Annotated in this window: 19 protein-coding genes; 4 read left to right on the top strand and 15 right to left on the bottom strand. The window is 73.9% G+C overall.

What is annotated here, in order from left to right:
* The first annotated feature begins 44 nt into the window (after positions 1–44).
* The gene (locus B4M60_RS10790) at positions 45–389 is read left to right on the top strand and encodes an RNA polymerase-binding protein RbpA (protein WP_291083502.1); all 345 of its coding nucleotides are present in this window, start codon (positions 45–47) and stop codon (positions 387–389) included.
* A gap of 72 nt (positions 390–461) precedes the next feature.
* On the opposite strand, the gene B4M60_RS10795 is transcribed toward B4M60_RS10790, so the two are convergent.
* Genes B4M60_RS10795 through B4M60_RS10805 form a run of 3 tightly spaced genes read right to left on the bottom strand, consistent with a single transcriptional unit; the run spans position 462 to position 3,748 of the window.
* The gene (locus tag B4M60_RS10795; protein ID WP_291083504.1) at positions 462–1,241 is read right to left on the bottom strand and encodes a polyprenol monophosphomannose synthase; all 780 of its coding nucleotides are present in this window, start codon (positions 1,239–1,241) and stop codon (positions 462–464) included.
* Positions 1,242–2,849: an apolipoprotein N-acyltransferase gene (gene lnt, locus B4M60_RS10800; RefSeq protein WP_291083507.1), complete on the bottom strand. Its 1,608-nt coding sequence runs from the start codon at positions 2,847–2,849 to the stop codon at positions 1,242–1,244. It abuts the gene before it with no gap.
* Positions 2,849–3,748 carry an amidohydrolase gene (locus B4M60_RS10805; RefSeq protein ID WP_291083510.1) on the bottom strand — a complete coding sequence of 300 codons (900 nt, stop codon included), beginning with the start codon at positions 3,746–3,748 and terminating at the stop codon, positions 2,849–2,851. Before B4M60_RS10805 ends, lnt begins: the two co-directional genes overlap by 1 nt.
* A 73-nt stretch (positions 3,749–3,821) precedes the next feature.
* On the opposite strand from B4M60_RS10805, the gene B4M60_RS10810 reads away from it, so the two are divergent.
* Positions 3,822–4,757, top strand: coding sequence for a precorrin-3B synthase (locus B4M60_RS10810; RefSeq protein ID WP_291083513.1), 936 nt, complete (start codon positions 3,822–3,824; stop codon positions 4,755–4,757).
* On the opposite strand, the gene B4M60_RS10815 is transcribed toward B4M60_RS10810, so the two are convergent.
* Positions 4,749–5,999, bottom strand: coding sequence for a cobalt-precorrin-6A reductase (locus tag B4M60_RS10815; RefSeq protein ID WP_291083516.1), 1,251 nt, complete (start codon positions 5,997–5,999; stop codon positions 4,749–4,751). The genes B4M60_RS10810 and B4M60_RS10815 overlap by 9 nt on opposite strands.
* Complete coding sequence (locus B4M60_RS10820) at positions 5,996–6,775, bottom strand: SDR family NAD(P)-dependent oxidoreductase (protein ID WP_291083519.1); 780 nt, start codon at positions 6,773–6,775, stop codon at positions 5,996–5,998. The genes B4M60_RS10815 and B4M60_RS10820 overlap by 4 nt, the downstream gene beginning before the upstream one ends.
* A 63-nt stretch (positions 6,776–6,838) precedes the next feature.
* Between B4M60_RS10820 and B4M60_RS10825 the strand changes: the two genes are divergently transcribed.
* Positions 6,839–7,240 carry a pyridoxamine 5'-phosphate oxidase family protein gene (locus B4M60_RS10825; RefSeq protein WP_291083522.1) on the top strand — a complete coding sequence of 134 codons (402 nt, stop codon included), beginning with the start codon at positions 6,839–6,841 and terminating at the stop codon, positions 7,238–7,240.
* 38 nt (positions 7,241–7,278) lie between these two features.
* Here the strand turns inward: B4M60_RS10825 and B4M60_RS10830 are convergent, their stop codons facing one another.
* On the bottom strand, positions 7,279–8,385 hold the full coding sequence (locus B4M60_RS10830) for a M24 family metallopeptidase (protein ID WP_291083524.1): 1,107 nt from the start codon (positions 8,383–8,385) through the stop codon (positions 7,279–7,281).
* Between the two features lie 129 nt (positions 8,386–8,514).
* On the opposite strand from B4M60_RS10830, the gene B4M60_RS10835 reads away from it, so the two are divergent.
* Positions 8,515–9,444: a 5'-3' exonuclease gene (locus tag B4M60_RS10835; RefSeq protein ID WP_291083527.1), complete on the top strand. Its 930-nt coding sequence runs from the start codon at positions 8,515–8,517 to the stop codon at positions 9,442–9,444.
* Between the two features lie 34 nt (positions 9,445–9,478).
* On the opposite strand, the gene B4M60_RS10840 is transcribed toward B4M60_RS10835, so the two are convergent.
* The 9 genes from B4M60_RS10840 to dop form a co-directional block, all read right to left on the bottom strand.
* The gene (locus B4M60_RS10840) at positions 9,479–9,973 is read right to left on the bottom strand and encodes a DUF2231 domain-containing protein (RefSeq protein ID WP_291083530.1); all 495 of its coding nucleotides are present in this window, start codon (positions 9,971–9,973) and stop codon (positions 9,479–9,481) included.
* A gap of 84 nt (positions 9,974–10,057) precedes the next feature.
* A complete protein-coding gene (locus B4M60_RS10845) occupies positions 10,058–12,718 on the bottom strand; it encodes a DEAD/DEAH box helicase (RefSeq protein WP_291083533.1) in 2,661 nt (886 codons plus the stop codon).
* Positions 12,702–13,742, bottom strand: coding sequence for a twin-arginine translocase subunit TatC (gene tatC, locus B4M60_RS10850; protein ID WP_414646789.1), 1,041 nt, complete (start codon positions 13,740–13,742; stop codon positions 12,702–12,704). The genes B4M60_RS10845 and tatC overlap by 17 nt, the downstream gene beginning before the upstream one ends.
* A gap of 12 nt (positions 13,743–13,754) precedes the next feature.
* Positions 13,755–14,141 carry a Sec-independent protein translocase subunit TatA gene (gene tatA, locus B4M60_RS10855; RefSeq protein WP_291083537.1) on the bottom strand — a complete coding sequence of 129 codons (387 nt, stop codon included), beginning with the start codon at positions 14,139–14,141 and terminating at the stop codon, positions 13,755–13,757.
* A 107-nt stretch (positions 14,142–14,248) separates the two neighbouring features.
* A complete protein-coding gene (locus B4M60_RS10860) occupies positions 14,249–15,211 on the bottom strand; it encodes a helix-turn-helix transcriptional regulator (RefSeq protein ID WP_291083540.1) in 963 nt (320 codons plus the stop codon).
* The gene (locus B4M60_RS10865) at positions 15,208–16,176 is read right to left on the bottom strand and encodes a helix-turn-helix transcriptional regulator (protein WP_291083544.1); all 969 of its coding nucleotides are present in this window, start codon (positions 16,174–16,176) and stop codon (positions 15,208–15,210) included. The genes B4M60_RS10860 and B4M60_RS10865 overlap by 4 nt, the downstream gene beginning before the upstream one ends.
* Before the next feature lie 11 nt (positions 16,177–16,187).
* Positions 16,188–17,594 carry a Pup--protein ligase gene (gene pafA / locus B4M60_RS10870; protein ID WP_291083547.1) on the bottom strand — a complete coding sequence of 469 codons (1,407 nt, stop codon included), beginning with the start codon at positions 17,592–17,594 and terminating at the stop codon, positions 16,188–16,190.
* 6 nt (positions 17,595–17,600) lie between these two features.
* Complete coding sequence (locus tag B4M60_RS10875; RefSeq protein ID WP_291083550.1) at positions 17,601–17,777, bottom strand: ubiquitin-like protein Pup; 177 nt, start codon at positions 17,775–17,777, stop codon at positions 17,601–17,603.
* Between the two features lie 68 nt (positions 17,778–17,845).
* Entirely contained in the window at positions 17,846–19,315 is a 1,470-nt protein-coding gene (dop, locus tag B4M60_RS10880; RefSeq protein WP_291083662.1) for a depupylase/deamidase Dop, read from the bottom strand.
* Between the last annotated feature and the right edge of the window lie 13 nt (positions 19,316–19,328).

Here is a 19,328-nt window from a genome sequence, read left to right on the forward strand (position 1 = left end):
GAGCGTCGTGTCCCGGCGCGACGAACACGGCAGAAGGAGTTCGCATGGCAGATCGAGTCCTCAGGGGCAGCCGCCTCGGTGCGGTGAGCTACGAGACCGACCGGAACACCGATCTCGCGCCACGGCGGATGGCCAGGTACCAGACGGAGAACGGCGAGGTCTACGAGGTCCCGTTCGCGGACGACGCGGAGATCCCGGGCGCGTGGATGTGCAAGAACGGCCAGGAGGGCCAGCTCATCGACGGCCCCGCCGTGGAGGTCAAGAAGGGCAAGCCGCCGCGTACCCACTGGGACATGCTTCTCGAGCGTCGCTCGCTGGAGGACCTGGAGGAGCTTCTCAAGGAGCGGATGGATCTGCTCAAGAAGCGTCGCCGCGCAGGCGCCCGCTGATCCCCACCCGCGTGTGACACGCCCCGACCCCGTCACGGGGCCGGGGCGTTCCTCGTCCGGCGGGGTGGCGGATCAGCGCCGGACGAGGGCCCGGAGCTGCCGGCGGCGCTTCTCCCAGCCCCACCGCGCCACGTTGACGGCGGCCTCGCGGAAGATCGACTCGCTCATCTTGGACTGTCCCACGGTGCGTTCGGTGAAGGTGATGGGCACCTCGACGACCGATCGGCCGTTGCCGAGCAGCCGCCACGTCATGTCGATCTGGAAGCAGTATCCCTTCGACTCGATGGAGTCGAGGTCGAGCTCGGCGATCGCCCGGGCGCGGTAGGCGCGGTACCCGGCGGTGATGTCCTTGATGCCCACACCCAGCAGGAGGCGGGAGTAGACGTTGCCGCCCCGTGAGATGACGTGGCGCCGCCACGGCCAGTTCACGACGGCGCCGCCCGGCACGTACCGGGACCCGATCGCGAGGTCCGCACCCGCGTCGACCGCCGCGAGCATCGCGGGCAGTCGCTCGGGCGGATGGCTCCCGTCGGCGTCCATCTCCACCAGTACCGTGTAGCCGCGCTCCAGTCCCCACCGGAAGCCGGCGATGTACGCGGCGCCGAGTCCCTCCTTGCTGGTCCGGTGCAGGACGGAGATCCGACCCCGGGTGTCGTCGGCGGCGAGCCGGTCGGCGACCTCCCCCGTGCCGTCGGGGCTGCTGTCGTCAGCGATGAGCACGGCGACGTCGGGCGCGGCGGTGAGCAACCGCTCCACGACCCCCGGCAGGTTCTCCCGCTCGTCATAGGTCGGAATGATCACCAGGGTTCGCGCGGACGGCACGTCGCTGCCGGGTGTCAACGGGTCGGTCACTTAGATCTCCTCGGAGTCGGTCGCGGGCCGCGGCCGGGCGCGCAGGAGCGCCCAGGCCAACCCGACGAGCCCGATGAGGCAACACACCGCCTGCGGGATGCCACCCAGTCGGGTTGCCATCGTACCGGCACCCCCCACCTCGACCTGCGCCGCCAGTATCCCGGGCTCGAAGATCCCGGTTTCCTGCCGGACCGTGCCGTCCGGTCCGATCACCGCGCTGACACCGCTGGTGGCGGAGATGAGTACCGGGACATGGTGCTCCACGGCCCGGACCCGCGACATCGCGAGCTGCTGGTAGGTCATCGGCGAGCGGCCGAAGGTGGCGTTGTTGGTGGGGACGGTGAGGATCTGCGCCCCCCGGGCGACGGGCTCGCGGGCGGCGGCGTCGAACGCGACCTCGAAGCAGATGGCCACGCCCAGCTCGACCCCCGCCGCGGTGACGAGGCCGTCGCCGTCGCCGGGGACGAAGTGCCCGGCGGTCCGGGCGATGGGGAAGACGGCCTCGAGCGGCGCGCGCAGCGGCAGCCACTCGCCGAAGGGCTGGACGAACTTCTTGTCGTGTCGGTCGACCACCCGGTCGCCGCCGTCCCACACGAGGTAGGAGTTGGTGGCCTCGGGGCCGTCCCCCACGGGCAGGACGGTGCCCACGAGGATCGGGGCCCCCAGGCGCCGGGACAGCGCGGTGATCTGAGCGCCGGCGCGCTGGTCGGCGAGCGGGGAGATGTCGGAGGCGTTCTCCGGCCACAGGACGAGGTCCGGCCGCTCGCGGGTTCCGGCGTCGACCCCGTCGGCCAGCTCGGCGGTCACCCGGAGGTGGTTGTCCAGCACCGCGCGACGCTGGGAGTTGAAGTCCAGGCCGAGGCGGGGGACGTTGCCCTGGATGATCGCGACCTCCACGGTCTCCCGCCCGTCCCCGTCCCCGGTCCCGGTCCCGACGGCGGCCCCGGCGACCAGTCCCGCGGTGACCAGCGGGACGGTGAGGAGCCCGGTGGCCGCCACGAGGGGGCGGTCTCGTCGCGCGAGCAGGATCGCGCCGACCCCGATCGAGGCGCCCAGGGACGCCACCGCGAACCCGAGCAGCGGGGTCCCGCCGAGCGAGGCGAGCGGCAGGAGCGGACCGTCGGCCTGACCGAACGCCAGCCGGCCCCACGGGAACCCGCCCCACGGCCACGAGGAGCGGATCCACTCCCACACCGACCACCAGCCGGCCACCCCGAGCACCGCGCCGACCGCGCCGAGCCCCGTGCCCGGGCCCGCCCGCCGGCCCGCCCGGGGCCGCCGCGCGAGCCCGGCCCCCAAGATCACCACCGCACCGGCCCCGAACGCCGCGAGGTAGAGGGCCTCGACCAGGGCCAGGCCCCACGCCGCGTAGGCGCCCACGTACAGCCCCACCCACGGGACCAGCAGAAGGAAGAACACCAGGCCGGCGGTGAACCCGAGGAGGGCCCCCGCGCGCGCCCGGGGTGCGGGGCCCCGTAGGGGCGAGAGGACGACGACGAAGAGGGCGATCGCCGCCGGCGCCGCCCACCACAGGTCGACGGGCGGGAACGAGGCCGCCAACAGCGCGCCGGCCGCGGCCGCCCCGGCCAGCCGCGCCAGGAGGGGCATCACTCCGCGGGGCCGGCGGGTGTGCCGTCCACCACGAGCGCCCGGAGAACGGGGTCGGGACCGGAGAGGTCGGGCATCGGGGGCACCCCGGACCGGGGATCGGTGGACCACCGCTGGACGGCGTCGTCGGCGGCGACCACGGCGAGCTCCCCCGTCCGCCAGCGGGCGAACGTCGCCGCGGCGCCCGGGGTGAGCGTTCCGGCGGTCCCGTCGCGGGCACCGGCGGCACGGCGGGCACCGCGGGTGACCGCGGTGAACGCGGCCCGCGGGGACAGGCCCCGGCCGCCGGCGACGGAGGTGAGCGCGCGCAACGCATCCCACGGCCGCAGCTCCCCGCCGTCCCGGGACGAGGCGGCCAGGGCGACGCCGGACGCGGCGATGCGCACCAGGTCGGTGCCGGCGAGGTCGTCCACCAGCGGTCGGAGCAGGAGGACGGTTCCCACGGCCGCCAACGCGGCGAGGGTGGCCTCGTCGAGCGTGCCGGACGTGCCGACGAGCACCGGCGTGCACCTCGCCACGGCGGGGCCGCCGAGCGCGGCGGCGAGGCGGGTGAGTTCGGCGGCGACCTCGGCGGGATCGACGCCGGTGTCGAGCACCACGCGGCCCCCCGCGCGGACACGGTCGGCCACCGCCCCGACCGGGTGTGGCTCGGGGAGCGCGGCGGGGACCGCGCCGCGGGCCGCGACCCGGCGGAGGTCGAGCCCCGGGGTCAGACACTCCACGAACGCCGGCGCCACCCAGTCCCCAGCGAGGTCGATGCGCTCGGCGTCCGGGAACAGCGCGGGGCCCGGGGCGTCGGAGCCGGCCCACACGACCAGCCCGTCCTCGTACGCCAGGGCGGTGGCGTCACGGGAGGCGGGAGTGAGGACGCGGCCGCCGCTGGCCAGGCATGCTGTCATGCACCCGAGTATCCCTGAGCCGCCCCGCGGCCGTCCGGCCCGCCCGGCTCCCCCGCGCCTAGGCTGTGCACCCATGACCGACTCGTCGTTCCGCACGGCCGCCCACTTCCCCGGCGGTCGGATGACGCCCGGGGACTGGAGCACGCTGGCCGGGGTGGCCGCCCGCCACGGGGGCGAGGTGGTGCTCACCCCGCGCGGCGGCATCCGGGTCCGACGGGCCGGCGGGGACACCGTGCCCCGGGACCGACTGGTCGCGGAGGGGCTGCCGCGGCGCATCGGCGATCACCGGCTCCCCCGCATCCTCGCCTCCCCCATGGCCGGGCGGATCGACGGGCACCACGACCTCGCCGACCTGCCCGAACGACTGGACGCGGAGCTGGCCGCCCGGCTCGGTGACGCCGGCCCCGCCGGCGCGACCGACCCGGCGCCGTCCGGCGCTCGCCTGCTCCTGGGTCTGGACGCCGGGGCCGGCGACATCTTGGCGCACGCCCCCGACCTGGCGGCGGTGGCCGGCGGCGCCGGCGACGCGCTCCGCGTCCACGCGGCCGGGCGCGACACCGCGGTGGGGATCGGGGCGGCCGACGCGGCGGCCGTCCTCGCCGACGTGACCGCCGAGCTCGCCCGGCGCCTCGACGACCGTCCCGGGGTGCCGGACTCCGGCGACCTGCACGACCTCGTCGTCGTGATCCTGGACGGCCACCCGCTCACCGTCGCGGTGGGGTCACCGGCGCCGCTCACCACTCCCGCCGAGATCCCGAGGGTCGGGTGGATCGACTCCGCCGACGGGCTGGTGAGCCTGCTCGCCGTGGTCGCGGACGGGGTCGTGCCGGCGCGGCTCGCCGAGTTCCTCGGGGCGGTGGACCGGCCGAGCACGGTCTCCCCCGACCGGGTGATCGGCCTCCACGGGCTCACCGAGGGGATGGCGGAGCAAGTGGTGCGCGTGCTGGCGCCGATGGGCATGATCTTCGACGCGACCTCCCCGTGGGCGGACCCGACGCGCTCAGCGTGAACCGAAGCGGCGGACCAGCCACAGCGCGGCGTCGTCCACCGACGTGACCGTGTCGGTGCCCGGCGTCGCCCCCGGCCGGTCCACCATGACCACCGGGATCCGCAGCTCGCGCGCGGCCTGCAGGGTGGCGGCGGTCGACTCCCCGCCGCTGTTCCTGGCCACCAGGACGTCGATCCGGTGGCGGGCCATGATCGTGCGCTCGGAGTCGACCCCGAAGGGGCCGCGGTCCAGCATGAGCAGGTACCGGTGCGGCAGCGGCCCGGTGGGCGGTTCCGCGCACCGGATGAGGTACGACCCGCGGGTGTCACCGGAGAACGCCACCGCGCCCCGCCTCCCCACCGTGAGCATCGGTCGGCGGAACCGCTCCCGCACGCATCGCGCGGCGGCCGCCGTGTCGGCGACCCGGATCCACTCGTCCCCGTCCCGCGGCTCCCACGGCGGGCGGAGCACCCGCAGCAGGGGCGTGCCCACCTCGCGGGCGGCCCGGCGGGCGACGTCCGAGACGTCCGTCGCGAAGGGATGGGTCGCGTCGATGACGGCGCTGACGTCGTTCGCGCGGAGCCACGAGGCCAGCCCCTCCGGCCCACCGACGTCGCCGATCCACACCTCGCCGCGCGGCAGCCGCGGGCGGGCCACCTTCCCGGCGAGCGAGGTCACCACGTCGAGCCCCGCCGTGACCATGAGGTCGGCGAGCCGGTCGGCCTCCCCCGTTCCCCCCAGCACGAGGATCCGACCGGGCGCCGCGGAGGGCATCGGGGCGGGCGTGGGCCGCTCGGTGGGTGCGGGGGCGGGGGCGGGTGCGGGTGCGCGGGACGCGGCGGACGCCGGGTCAGGATCGGGCGGCGTCACCGGGGCCGGGTCCGCGCCCGGGGTCGCCGGGAGCCCGGGGACCAGGTCCCAGGAGCTCCCCTCGGCGTCCAGCGCGCGGGTGACCTCGTCCGCCGCGGGGTGCTGCGACGGATCGCCGGGAAGCAGCAGGACCACGCGGTCGCCGCGGGCATGGGCGCCACGCACCTCCCCCATCACCTCGGCCGGTGACACCCCGGACGTGCCCACCACCCGGGCGGTCGCCGGGCACAGGGCCAGCACCTCGGGGGCGATCGCGCCGCTCTCGTGCAGGCACGTCCCGCAGCGTGTGATGAGGCGGGTGGCGCGGACGGTGAGCAGGTCGACGGGCCCGGGGCCGACGCCGACGAGGTGGACGGTCACATTGCCCGCACCGGGCGGTCGAGCGGGGGTCACCGCGGCATCCGCCTCCACACCGGCTGCGGCACCAGCCGGGCCACCGCGAACATCACCCGCAGCTGCCACGGGATCCATACCACGCCGGCTCTCCGGGCCTGCACCCGCGCGACCACCGCGTCGGCCACCTGGTCGGGGGTCGAGGAGAACGGGGCCGGATCCATGCCCTCTGTCATCCGACCCACCACGAAGCCGGGCCTCGGGATGACCAGCGTGACCCCGGTGCCGTGGAGGGCGTCGGCCATGCCGGAGGCGAAGCCGTCCAGCCCGGCCTTGGCCGAGCCGTACACGTAGTTGGCGCGCCGGACCCGCTGGCCCGCCACCGAGGAGAAGGCGACGAGCGTCCCGCGGCGGCGCGGCTTCATCCGCTCGGCCAGCACGGTGAGCAGGGCTGCCTGCGCCACGAAGTCGGTGTGCAGGATCCGGGCGGCGGCCGAGGCGTCCCGCTCGGCGAGCGCCTGGTCGCCCAGGATCCCGAAGGCCAGCACCGCCACCGTGATCTCCCCGATCCGGGACTCGATGTCCGCCACGACGGCGGCGTGCGAGTCGAGGTCGTCGGCGTCGAAGTCCACGAACTCCACCGCCGCCGCACCGGCGTCCGCGAGCGGTGCCCCGAGGGCGGAGGTGTCGGCGCCGGGCCGGCTCGCCAACACGATGGTGCGGCCGGGCGCGAGGCGCCGGGCGACGGCCAGGCCGATCTCGCTGCGGCCGCCGAAGATCGCGACGACCTCGCCGCCGGACGCGGGCGGGGGCGACGGGGTGGCGGGGGTGGACATGCGCCCAGTCTCCCACGCAGCCGGTCGGTCGCCGCGTCGGCTCGCTGTGGCAGGCTCTGCGCCATGGCCCACACCCTGGCACAGCTCTCCGACGAGGCGCTCGAGTTCCTGGCCGAATACCATCTCGGGAGCCTGACCACACTTCGGCGTGACGGCTCGCCCCACGTGGTGGCGGTGGGCTTCACCGTGGACACCGAGGGCGGTCTCGCACGGGTGATCACCCGGCGCGGATCGCAGAAGGCGGCCAACGCGCGGCGCGGCGGACGCGCGGCGGTGTCCCACGTCGACCGCGGGCGCTGGCTGACCTTCGAGGGGCCGGTGCGGCTGCTGGACGATCCCGCGTCCGTCCGCGAGGGCGAGCGCCGGTACGCCATGCGCTACCGCGAGCCGAGCCCGAACCCCGAGCGCGTGGTGCTGGCGATCGAGGTGGACCGCGTGCTGGGTTCGGCCCAGATGTTCCTCTGACCGCGGTCAGAGGACTCGCAGACCCCGCTCGGCCGCGGTCAGAGGACTCGCAGACCCCGCTCGCCGGTGTTGAGGTCGCGGCGGCCGTCCGCCGTCACGGCGACGATGTCCTCGAGCCGGGCACCCCACGCCCCCGACCGGTAGATCCCCGGCTCGACGGAGAACGTCATCCCCTCGGCCAGCACCGTGTCCCCGCCGGGCGTGACGAACGGCGGCTCGTGCAGCCCGAGGCCGATCCCGTGCCCGGTGCGGTGGATGAAGTACTCGCCGAGCCCCGCGGCCGCCAGGTGCTCGCGGGCAGCGGCGTCGACCTCGCCGATGGCGATCCCGGGGCGGACGGACTCCCGGGCCAGCCGCTGGGCCTCCTGGAGCACCGCGTACTCGCGGGCGACCTGCGGGTCGGGCTCGCCCATCGAGTACGTCCGGGTGCAGTCCGAGTGGTACCCGCTGGCCACGGGGCCGCCGATGTCCACCACCACGATGTCGCCCTGCTGGACCACCCGGTCGGAGACGCCGTGGTGGGGGTCGGCGCCGTGGGGTCCCGAGCCCACGATCACGAACTCGGCACGGGTCAGGCCCTCCTGCTCGATCGCGGCGGTGATGTCCTCGCCCACCTGCGACTCGGTACGGCCCACCCGGAGGAACTCGCCCATGCGGGCGTGGACCGCATCGATACGCCGGGCGGCCTCGGCGAGCTCGTCCACCTCGTGCGGCGTCTTGACCGCCCGCACGTGGTCGATCACCTCCGAGGCCAGAACCACCTCGCCGTCGACGCCCGCCTGGAGCGGGACCAGGTGGAGCGCGGGCATCGCGGTGGACACGGCCACCCGGCCGGCCACCGACCCGGTGACGAGCGCGACGGCGTCGGTCCCGTCCGACCAGGGGTGGACGGTGGCGCCCACGCGGTCGGCCGCGCGCCGGGTGACGTCGGTCAGTTCGAGCGACGGCAACACGAGCAGCGGCGCGCCGCCGTCGACCGGCACGACCAGCGCGGTGAGCCGTTCGTGGGAGTCCATCCGTTCGCTGGTGAGGTAGGACATGTCCTCCCCGGAGTACACCACCACGTGGTCGATCCCGAGGTCGCGGGCGCGTCCGCGGACGGCGGCCAGGCGGCGGGCGTGGGTCTCCGGGGTGCTGGTGCTCATGCCCACCACAGTAGGACGTCGGCCGGATGCCGGGGCTCCGGCGCCCGACGCCGGCGCGGACTCCCTGGGCGACGACTACTCTTGCGCCGAGGTCGACCCCCGGCCCGCCCACGATCCCCAGGAGGCGCGATGTCCCAGGGCCCGCTCATGGTTCTCGACAGCGCCGGACTGTGGTTCCGCGCCTTCCACTCCGTGCCCGAGAAGATCACCGGCCCCGACGGCGCGCCCGCCAACGCCGTCCGCGGCTTCTGCGACATGGTCGCGGTGCTGGTCGAGGAGTACTCCCCGAGCGGTCTGGTGGCGGCCCTCGACCGCGAGTGGCGTCCCGACTGGCGCGTGGGGTTGCTGCCCTCGTACAAGGCGCACCGCGTGGGAGACGACGGCGAGGAGGACGCCCCCGCCGCGCTCGGCCCGCAGGTCGGGGTGATCCGCGAGATCCTCTCCGCGGCGGGCATCACCCAGTCGTGGGCGGACGGCGCCGAGGCCGACGACGTGCTGGCGGAGTTGGCGGCGCGCGACCGCGAGGTGCTGGTGGTGACCGGCGACCGCGACCTGTTCCAGCTGGCCTCGGCGAGCACCACGGTCGTGTACGTGGGGGCCGGGATGCGCAAGCGGCTCGCCTACACCCCCGAGGTGGTGGCCGAGCGCTTCGACCTTCCCGCCGGCGAGGATGCCCGCGTGTACGCGGACTACGCGGTGCTCGTCGGGGACGCCTCCGACGGGTTGCCGGGGGTGGCGGGGATCGGTGCGAAGACCGCGGCGGCCCTGCTGCGGGGGTACGGCGACCTCGACGGGATCGTCGCCGCCGCCCGGGACGAGCGGTCGGGGCTCACCGCCCGTCAGCGGACCGCGGTGGTGGAGTCCGCCGACTACCTCACGGCCGCCCGCGGCGTGGTCCGGCTGCGGGAGCGCCGGTTCGAGCTGGGGTTCGAGGGCAACGTGGACGGCCGCCGCGGGACCGTGGACGCCGAGCGACTGGACGCGCTCGGCGTGTCCACGGGGCAGTCGCGCGCGATCGGCAGGCTGGTCGAGGCGACGGCCCTGCTCGACGGGGCCTGACGGTCCGCGCCCCCCGGAAGCCGGACGAGGCCGCTCACGAGGTGAGATCGGACCACACCATGCTCGCCCCCGTGTGGCCGGCGTCCACGGTGAGGTAGACGACGGCGACCCCGGCGATCACGGCGAGGACCGCGCCGACGATCCCGACCCACGGCGCCTCGAGGAGGCTCAGGCGCTCGCGCAGGCGGGCCGCGGCGGTGCCGTGGACCAGGTACAGCGCGACCGCCACCAGGACGAGCGCCGCCGCCGCGACGACCGTCTGTTCACCGAGCTCGGCGTGGGCGTTCACCGCGGCCCGGTTGGTGTCCGGGAGTGTCTCGACCACGCGCTCGAGCGACTCCCCGGCGCCCTCGGCCAACTTGGCGGCCCCGGCGGCGATCAGCGCGAGGACCGGGGAGACGATCCCGATCCGCGCCCGGGCGGCGGGCCAGACGGCGTAGGCGACCACGACGAGCGCGGCCAGGGGGAGCAGGACCACGGCTGCGTGGACGAGGAGAGGATGGGCGGGCAATCCGGCGATGGTGTTCATGGGTGAGAACCTAGGCCCCCCCCGCTGAAGGGACGCTGGGGAAGGTTTTCCTCACCTCACCCGGGGTGGCCGGGCCGGGCGGACTCACACCAGGTGGTCGAGGACGACCCCACGGCGCAGCGACCCCACGGCGGACCGCGCGACGCGGGCCAGGTCCGGCTCGGCGACCTGCCCGATCTGGGCGAGGACGTCCACCACGAGTCGGGCCGACCGGACGAAGTCCCCGGCGGTGAGCTCGACCCCCTCCTGCCACGAGGCGGCGAGGATCGACGCGAGCGCGCCCCCCGACACCCAGTGGTGCATGACCGGGGCCAGCCCGGCGTCGAGGTCCGGCGTCGGGGGCAGCTGGTGGGACTCCTCCACCGCGGCCAGCTCGGCGGCGGCGCGCTCGGTCCGGGCCAGTGCGGACCGCAGGGACTCGTCCGTGGGTTCGCGCACCGCCGAGTCGCCGCGCGGGTGCGCGACCACGGTGGCGATCACCGCGGCCAGGCCGGCGGGGTCGAGCCCACGCCAGACCCCCCGCCGCAGGCATTCGGCCACGAACAGATCCTGTTCGGTGTGCACCCCGGCGAGCAGTCTCCCGGCGTCCGTGGCGCGGAGCGCGCCGTCCCGCTGCTCGAGATATCCGAGGTGCTCGAGGAGGTCGACGATCCGTCGGAAGCGGCGGGCCAGCGAGTCGGAGTCGGCGTCGACCCCGGCGGCGAGGGCGGTGGTGTCCGCGTCCGCGCGGGCCCACCGCTCGTGGAGCCGGGCGAGCCGGTCGATGCCCGGATCCTCGTGCAGGGGGTGCTGCCGGAGCGCGCGTCGGGCGGGGGCGATCCGTGGATCCTTGCGCACCGGCTTGCCCCCGGCGCCCTTCAGCCTGCCCTTGGCCTTGCCGCGCATGCCCTCCATCCGGTGGAGCAGCGCGCTCTTGGCCCGGCCGTCGAGCTTGCGTCTGCCCCTGGGCAGGTCGACCCGACCGACCGGAACCGGGGGCGCCGCGAAGTCGTGACGCCGCAGCCACCCCGTCCAGCCGGTGTCGGTCAGGCACAGTAGCGCCGGGTCCGCCGGAATGTCGGTGCGCACCTGGAGCACGGTCGCCACCATGCCGAAGCGCTTCCGACCCACGGTGATCACCGATCCCGGGGTCTGCTTGAGCATCGCGGCCCGGACGGCGTCGAGCCGGTCGTCCCGCGTCGTCTTCTCGGCGCTGCGCTCCAGCCTGCTCAGGTCGGCACGAAGCGCCATGTACTGGTCGAGGTCGGGGCCGCCGCCGGCCGCCTCGAGATCCGCGCGCAGGCGATCGCGCTCGTCCGCGCGGCGCTCGACCGCACGCGAGCGCGAGACCAGGGTGCGGTCGGTCTGGAACTGGGCGAACGACCGACCGATCAGGGACGTGGCCTCCGCGACGCCGAGCTGCTCGACCAGGTTGACCGCCATGGAGTAGTCGGGTGTGAACGCGCTGCGCAGCGGGAACCGCGGGGTGTCGACGAGGGCGGACAGCGCATCCAGGTCCAGGTCCTGCTGGTCGAGCACGACCGCGGTGCCCTTGGTGTCGATCCCCCGCCGGCCGGCGCGCCCGGTGATCTGCGAGTACTCCGCGGAGGTGAGCATGGCGTGCGTGTCGCCGTTGAACTTGGTGGTCTTCTCCAGGACCACGGCGCGGGCCGGCATGTGGATGCCCAGGGCGAGGGTCTCGGTGGCAAAGACGACCTTGATCAGCCCGGCCGAGAACAACTCCTCCACGATGGTGCGGAAGAGCGGGAGCATGCCCGCGTGGTGGGCGGCGATCCCGCCGACCAGACCCGCCCGGAACGCGGTGAAATCCAGCGCGTCCAGGTCGTGGTGCGGGACCGGGGCGCACGCGGCGTCGACGTGGGCGGCGATGCGACGCGATTCCTCCACCGTGGTCAGCCGCAGGCGGGCCCGCCGCATCTGCGACACCGCGCCGTCGCAGCCGGCGCGGGAGAACACGAAGTAGATGGCGGGCAGCAGACGCTCGTCGTCGAGCTTCTCGATGACGTCCTGCCGGCGCGCCCACTGGGCTCGGGGTCGGGCGGCCATCCGCTCGTCGTGGTACCCGCTCCGGCTCCGGCGGCGGTGGTCGGCCGCGGCGCGCACGGGGATCAGCTCCCCGTCCGTGTAGAGCATGTGGGCCAACGGAACCGGCCTGTGGTCGGACAGGACCACGGCGGTGTCACCGCGGATCTCGGTGATCCAGTCCCCCAGCTCGTCCGTGTTGCTGAGGGTGGCGGAGAGCCCGACCAGCCGCACGGCCGGGTCGAGGGTGAGGATGATCTCCTCCCACACCACGCCCCGGGAGCGGTCTCCCAGGTAGTGGATCTCGTCCATCACCACGCAGTCGAGGTCGTGGAGCGCCGGGGACCCGGAGTAGATCATGTTCCGGAGGACCTCGGTGGTCATCACCACGACGGGGGCCTCGGGGTCGATCGAGTGGTCACCGGTGAGGAGACCCACGTTCTCGGGTCCGAAGCGCGCCCGGAACTGCCGGAACTTCTGGTTGCTCAACGCCTTGATCGGCGTGGTGTAGAAGCATCGCCCGCCGCCCGAGAGCGCGCGGTGGGCGGCGTACTCGCCGACGAGGGTCTTGCCGGACCCGGTCGGGGCGGAGACGAGGAGGTTACGCCCCGCGTCGAGTGCGGAGAACGAGTCGAGCTGGAACGGGTCCGGGTCGAAGCCCTCGGCGGACAGGAACGACTCGAGGAGGGAGTCCGGGTGGTCCGGGTCAGATCGTGTCGTCATACGCCGCCCCACCCGAGGGAGCCTGGAGGGGCTGCGTACCTCCGAGCGGCGCGGGCGCGGGGAGCGGTCCGGTGGATCGGACGGCATCGGATCCCTCGAGGCCGTCGGCGGGTGCGATGGTCGACGCGGACTCGTCGTCCACGTCGAGCCACTCGGCGCGGTCCTTCTTCCGACGCCTGTCGTGCAGGCGGGCGAACTGGATGGACACCTCCACGAGCACGCACACCGCGACGGCCAGCGCGAGCATGGAGAACGGGTCCTGTCCCGGGGACGCCACGGCGGCAAAGACGAAGACCCCCATGACGATCCCGCGCCGCGACCTGGCCAGCACCTCGTAGCTGAGCACCCCCGCGACGTTGAGCATGGCGATCAGGAGGGGGATCTCGAAGCTCACCCCGAAGATCAGGATGAGGTGGATGAGGAACGAGAAGTACTGCGTACCGGACAATGCGGTGGTCTGGACGTTGTCGCCGATCGAGAGCAGGAACTCGAGGGCGTGGACGATCACGACGTAGGCCAGGACGGCACCGCCGACGAACAGCAGCGCGGCGAGGATCGTGAAGACGATCCCGTAGCGCTTCTCGTTCCGGTGCAGCCCGGGCGTGATGAACGCCCAGAGCTGGTAGAGCCACACCGGGCTCGCGAGGACGATCCCGGCGGTGGCGGCCACCTTGAGCCGCAGCATGAACTGCTCGAACGGCCCGGTCGCGAGCAGGCGACAGTCGTCCCCGTTGGCGCCGAGCTGCAACCGGGCGCCCGGAGGGATGTCGCAGTAGGGTCCGGTGAGGATGCTGCCGAGGGAGGGGACCCCGAGGAATCCGCTGCCGTACCACCAGAATCCGAATCCCAGGGTCAGCACGATCGCCCCCACGGCGATGAGCAGCCGGGTCCGCAACTCGTAGATGTGCTCGAGGAGCGGCATGGTGCCGTCCGGGTTGCGGGGCCGGCGCCTGCGCTTGGACAGCACCCGGCCGGCGCCGCCCTTCCGGGTGGCGCCGGCCTTCTCGGTCCCGGTCTGAGTCATCGGCGAGGCGGCCTACTGCCCCTGGGTCGACCCCGCGCCGCCGTTGTACGGGGCGGTGGGATCGGTGTGCTGCTGGGGCTGCTGGTACGGCTGCTGTGGCGCCTGCGGATAGCCCTGGGGCTGGGCCTGGGGCTGCTGCGGAGCCTGCGGCTGGACGAACTGGGCGGCGTTCGGCTGGGCCACATTCGGCTGGGCCGCATTCGGCGGGGTGACCGGCGGCAGGGCCTGGGGTGCGTCCCCGAGCGGCTTGTCGTCGTTCTGCATCTCCTTGATCTCCGACTTGAAGATGCGCATCGAGCGACCGAGACCGCGGGCGGCGTCGGGAAGCTTCTTTGAACCGAAGAGAAGCAACACCACCGCGAGGACGATGAGCCAGTGCCAGATGCTCAACGCACCCATGTCAACCTCCGTTTGTGTGACGACTCGACCATGCTAACGCAACGGGCCCGGCGGGCGTCGCACCGGTCGGGATGGGTAGGCCGATGACCTGCGCGTTCGCCCGCGACTCAGGGCTCCGGGGCGGGCTCGTCGGCCGAGTGGTAGAGCTCCAGGCCGGCGCTCGCCCGGGCTGCGATCTCCGCGGCGAGTCCGGGATCGGCGGGCGTGACCACGTCCGCGTGCCCGAGCAGGAATCTCAGCAGCCACGCCCGGTCGTGGTAGGCGATCACCACGTCGAGGTCGCCGTCCGGGCGCCGGGTGACGTCGTGGAACCCGAACTCGTCGAGGAACCACGCGGCGGAGGCGGGGACGACCGCACGCTCGAGGCTCGTGTCGCCCTCGCCGTCGTCCTGGGGTTCCGGTCCCAGCGCGCGGCGCGGGCCCACGTCCTCGACCCCGCTCATCCGGTCGGTGCGGAAGGTCCGCCACTCCCCCGCCACCCGGTCGACGCCGTGCACGTAGGAGTGGCCGTCCGCGACTGAGAGGCGGGCCGGGTCGACGATGCGGGTGGTGGAGGTGTCCGAGGTGGCCGAATGGTAGACGAAGCGCAGCGCCCGGCCGTCGTGCACCGCGGTGCGGACGACCTCGGCGTCGGAATCGGTGGTGTCCGGCGCGGTGTCGTCGCGCGCGCGGCGGTCCTCGCCCCCGACCGCGGCACGCAGGGTCCGCAGCAGGTCGCGTAGCGCCGCCTGGTCCACCACCTCGGGGTGGTCGAGGAACACGGCGAGACCGGTCTCCAGCGTCACGGCCTCGGCGGCGGTGAGCCTGACGGGACGGTCGATCCCGGCCGTGAACGTCACCTCCACCATCTCCGCGTCGTCGAGGTCCTCGGAGGAGAACGCGAGATCGATCAGGTCGCCGGGACCGTAGCCGGGCAGTCCGCAGGACCACAGCTGCCAGAGCGCACCCCGCAACTGGGTGTCCGTCATGCCGAGGTCGCGGGCCGCCTCCGTGACGGGCACCGCGCCGCGACTGTGGAAATAGGGGACCACGCTGAGCAGGGTCGCGAGCGGGACGGAACGGGCGCTCAACGGACGGCCTCCTCGGCTGCGGTGAGGATCGACACGACGCGCACGCGCAGGTCGGCGGGGCGGAGGGCCACGGCGTCCACGCCCTGGGAGGCCACGAGCGACGAGAGCTCCGCGAGCGGGGCGTTCACCTCGAGATCCGCACCGGGTCGTCCGAACCGGTCCGCCGGCGTGACGGAACGGGCCATCGCCCGGAGCTCGGCCGCGTGCCCGTCGGCCGCCCACACCGTCGCCTCGACCACCGGGTTGAGGCGCGCGATGGCGTCGTCGAGAAGCGAGAGCACCGCGGTGGTCGGCGGGACGGGGACCGTACGGTGGGCCTGACCCGCCCGGAGCTCGGACACGCGCACCAGGCGGAAGGTCCGCGGTTCCCCGCGGTCCAGGTCGTACCCCACCACGTACCAGTGGCCGAGCCGCGATCCGGTCCACCACGGCTCGACGCGCCGCCCGGTCGGCTCGGTCGCCCCGGCCGGGGTGTGGGAGAAGGTCAGGACGCGGCCCGCCGCGATCGCCTCGGCCACCACCGCGGCGGCGGAGAGCCCGGCGGGGTCCTCCACCGACACCGTCGCGCCGGCGTCGTGGACGGGGTCGATCCCCGCCGCGGTGAGCTTGGCGAGCGCCCCGTCGGCGCGGGCGGCCCGCTCCCCCTCACGCCAGACCTCGGCGGCCACGGCGAGGATCCCGGCCTGCTCGGGGGTCAGGGTGATGTCGGGCAGCTCGTACCCCTGGGCGGGGATCCGGTATCCCGCCGGGGACCCGGGCGCCAGGGAGGCGCCCTGGTCGAGCGGGATCCCGACCTCCCGGAGCTCGCGCTTGTCGCGCTCGAACATGCGCAGGTACGCCGCCTCGTTCTCGCAGTCGTCGTACCCCTGGACCATCCTCCGGATCTCGCCCGCGGACAGGAAGGCGTTGGTCGACCTCAGGCAGATCACGAGGTTGACCAGTCGTTGCGACTTCGAGGTGGACACGGGGAGGAACGCTATCGCCCGAGTCCGGCGATCAGGTCGTCGACACGCGGGTCCCCGGGCGCGAACGGGTCGGTGAGCGCGACGGTGGGCAGCGTCCCGTCCGCCACCTTGAGGTGCACCCAGTCCACGGTGAAGTCGCGCCCCGCCTCGGTGGCGGCGGAGATGAACCGGCCCCGCAGGGCCGCCCTGGTGGTCTCCGGTGCCATCCGCCGGGCCAGCTCGACCTGGGCATCGTCCACGACGCGCGAGACCAGCCCGCGGCGTTCGAGCACCGAGTGCAGTCCGCGACCCGGCCGGATGTCGTGGTAGGTCAGGTCGATCTGGGCGAGCCGGGGATGGTCCAGGTCCACCCCGGTCCGGCCCTGCACCTGGCGGATCAGGCGCAGCTTGGCGGCCCAGTCGACGTCGGCGGCGATCGACTCGTGGTCCCCCGACTCGACGGCGTCGAGCACCCGCTCCCACAGGGCGACGCACCCCTCCACGTCCGCGCGGTCGTCCCGCTCCCAGCCGCCGGCGTCGAGGTAGCGGTGGACCGCGGACAGGAACTCCCGCTGGATCTCCAGCGCACTCATGGTGCTGCCGTCGGTCATCGCGACGGGCCGGGTGCCGGTGAGGTCCCGGCTGATCTCGCGGATCGCCCGGACCGGATGGGCCACGGCCATCGGCCGCAGGGCCACGCCGGCCTCGAGCATCTCCAGGACGAGACGGGTGCTGGCCACCTTGAGCAGGGTGGTGGTCTCGATCATGTTGGAGTCGCCGACGATCACGTGCATGCGGCGGAACCGGGCGGAATCGGCGTGGGGCTCGTCGCGGGTGTTGATGAGGGGCCGCGAGCGGGTGGTGGCCGAGGAGACCCCGTCCCACATGTGCTCGGCGCGCTGGGAGAAGCAGAAGGTGGGGCCCTCGGTCGCGTCCACCCCGACACCCGCCGGGGTCCCGGGGAGGATCTTGCCCGCGCCGCAGATCACCTGCCTGCTCACGAGGAACGGCAGCAGGGTCGTGGCGACGCTCCGGACCTGGGTCGAGCGGTCGAGGAGGTAGTTCTCGTGGCAGCCGTAGGAGTTGCCGACGGAGTCGGTGTTGTTCTTGAACAGGTAGACCCCGGCGTGGATCCCCTCCGCCGCGAGCGAGCGCTCGGCCTGCCGCGCGAGGTCGTCGACGATCCGCTCCCCCGCCCGGTCGTGGGCCACGAGCTGTCGCAGGCCGTCGCACTCGGCGGTCGCGTACTCCGGGTGGGAGCCGACGTCCAGGTAGAGCCGGGATCCGTTCTCGAGGAACACGTTGGAGCTACGCCACCGCTCCACCACGGGACGGAAGAGGTAGCGGGCGATCTCGTCGGGGCCCAGGGCCCGCGCGCCCTCGCCGCCGACGCTGGTGATCCCGAATTCCGTCTCGATACCGACGATGCGACGGATCATGGCGGTCTACTGCCCGCCCTTTTGGACGTAGGACTTCACGAACTCCTCGGCGTTGGTCTCCAGGATGTCGTCGATCTCGTCGAGCAGGGAGTCCGCGGAGGAGGTCTGCGCGGCCTTGACCACCTGGCCGGCCTCGTCGTGGTCGTCGGCCGGGCCGCCGGCGTTCTTCTGGATCTGGGACATGGTGTGTGCTCCTGTCGGTGTTCTCCGCCGGCCGGGCCGTCCGGCCGGCGGCGTGGGCGCCCGCCGCGTCAGTGCGGCGAGGGCCCGTCGGGGCTGAGGTAGTCCGGGTGTGCCTCGCAGTGGGTCCGGGTACCGGTGTACGGGTCGGAGAGGTCCACGTGCCGGGGCTCGCCGCGGGAGTCGACGACGACGACGTGGTCCCACCCCGCCGTGCGGACGCGGTCGCCGAGTCGGGCGAGGAAGCGTCCCCTCGCCCAGGCCCGCGTTCTCTCCGGCGGGGTCGTGACGGCCGCCTCGACCTCCGCGTCGGTGGTGAGTCGGCGCATCGCCCCCTTTGCGACCAGACGGTTGTAGAGGCCGCGGTCCGGGTCGATGTCGTGGTACTGCACGTCGATGAGCGCGAGCCTGGCGTGATCCCAGCCCAGGTCGTCCCTGGAGCGGAACCCCTCGAGCAGGCGGAGCTTGGCGGGCCAATCGAGCCGGTCCGCGCACGCCATGGGGTTCTCCTCGAGGGCGTCGAGGATCTCCCGCCACTCGGCAAGGACCTCGGGTGCCCAGCCGGGGCGTCCGGAGCCGTCCCCGGTCACCTCCGCCACCCGACCGAGGATCTCCCGCTGCAGGCCGATCCCGGTGAGCTCCCTGCCGTCGGGCAGGGCCACGGTGGCGGCGAGCGTCGGGTCGTGGCTGATGACGTGGACCGCCTCGACGGGGTCCACCGGCACGAGGTCGGAGAAGTCCACCCCGGCCTCGATCGCGTCCAGCACCAGGCAGGTGGTGCCGATCTTGAGGTAGGTCGCCAGCTCGGACATGGTGGCGTCGCCGATGATCACGTGGAGCCGGCGCCATTTCTCGTCGGTGGCGTGGGGCTCGTCGCGGGTGTTGATGATCCCGCGCCGGAGCGTGGTCTCCAGACCCGTGAGCACCTCGATGTAGTCGGCGCGCTGGGAGATCTGGAACCCGTCCGCCTCGCCGAACTGCCCGATCCCCACGCGTCCGGCGCCGCAGAACACCTGCCGGGAGAGCAGGTGGGGGGCGAGGCTCAGGGTGAGGACGTCGAAGTCCACGTCCCGGCGCACGAGGTAGTTCTCGTGGGCCCCGTAGGAGGCGCCCTTGCCGTCGACGTTGTTCTTGTAGAGCTTGAGCTCGGCGTGTCCCTCCGTGGCCGACGACTCGCGTCCGGCGCGGTGCATGACGACCTCGCCGGCCTTGTCCCAGATCACCGCGTCGAGGGGCGAGTCGACCTCGGGCGCGGAGTATTCGGGGTGGGCGTGGTCGACGTAGAAGCGGGCGCCGTTGGTGAGCACCCGGTTGGTCACCCCGAACTCGCTCGGGTCGTACGCGCGGGCCGCACCGAGGTCGAAGCCGCGGGCGTCGCGCAGGGGCGACTCGGACGCGTAGTCCCAGCGGGTGTCGTCGGTGGCGCCGGCTCCCACACCCGGGTCGGTGTAGGCCTTGACGACCTGGGTCGAGGTGACCACCGAGCTCAGCAGGGGTTGCCCCACGGCGACGATCCCGAACTCGATCTCCGTGCCGATGATCCGCCCGGGCGCG

This window comes from Dietzia sp. UBA5065 (assembly GCA_002415925.1).
In the GTDB taxonomy this organism is placed as follows: domain Bacteria; phylum Actinomycetota; class Actinomycetes; order Mycobacteriales; family Mycobacteriaceae; genus Dietzia.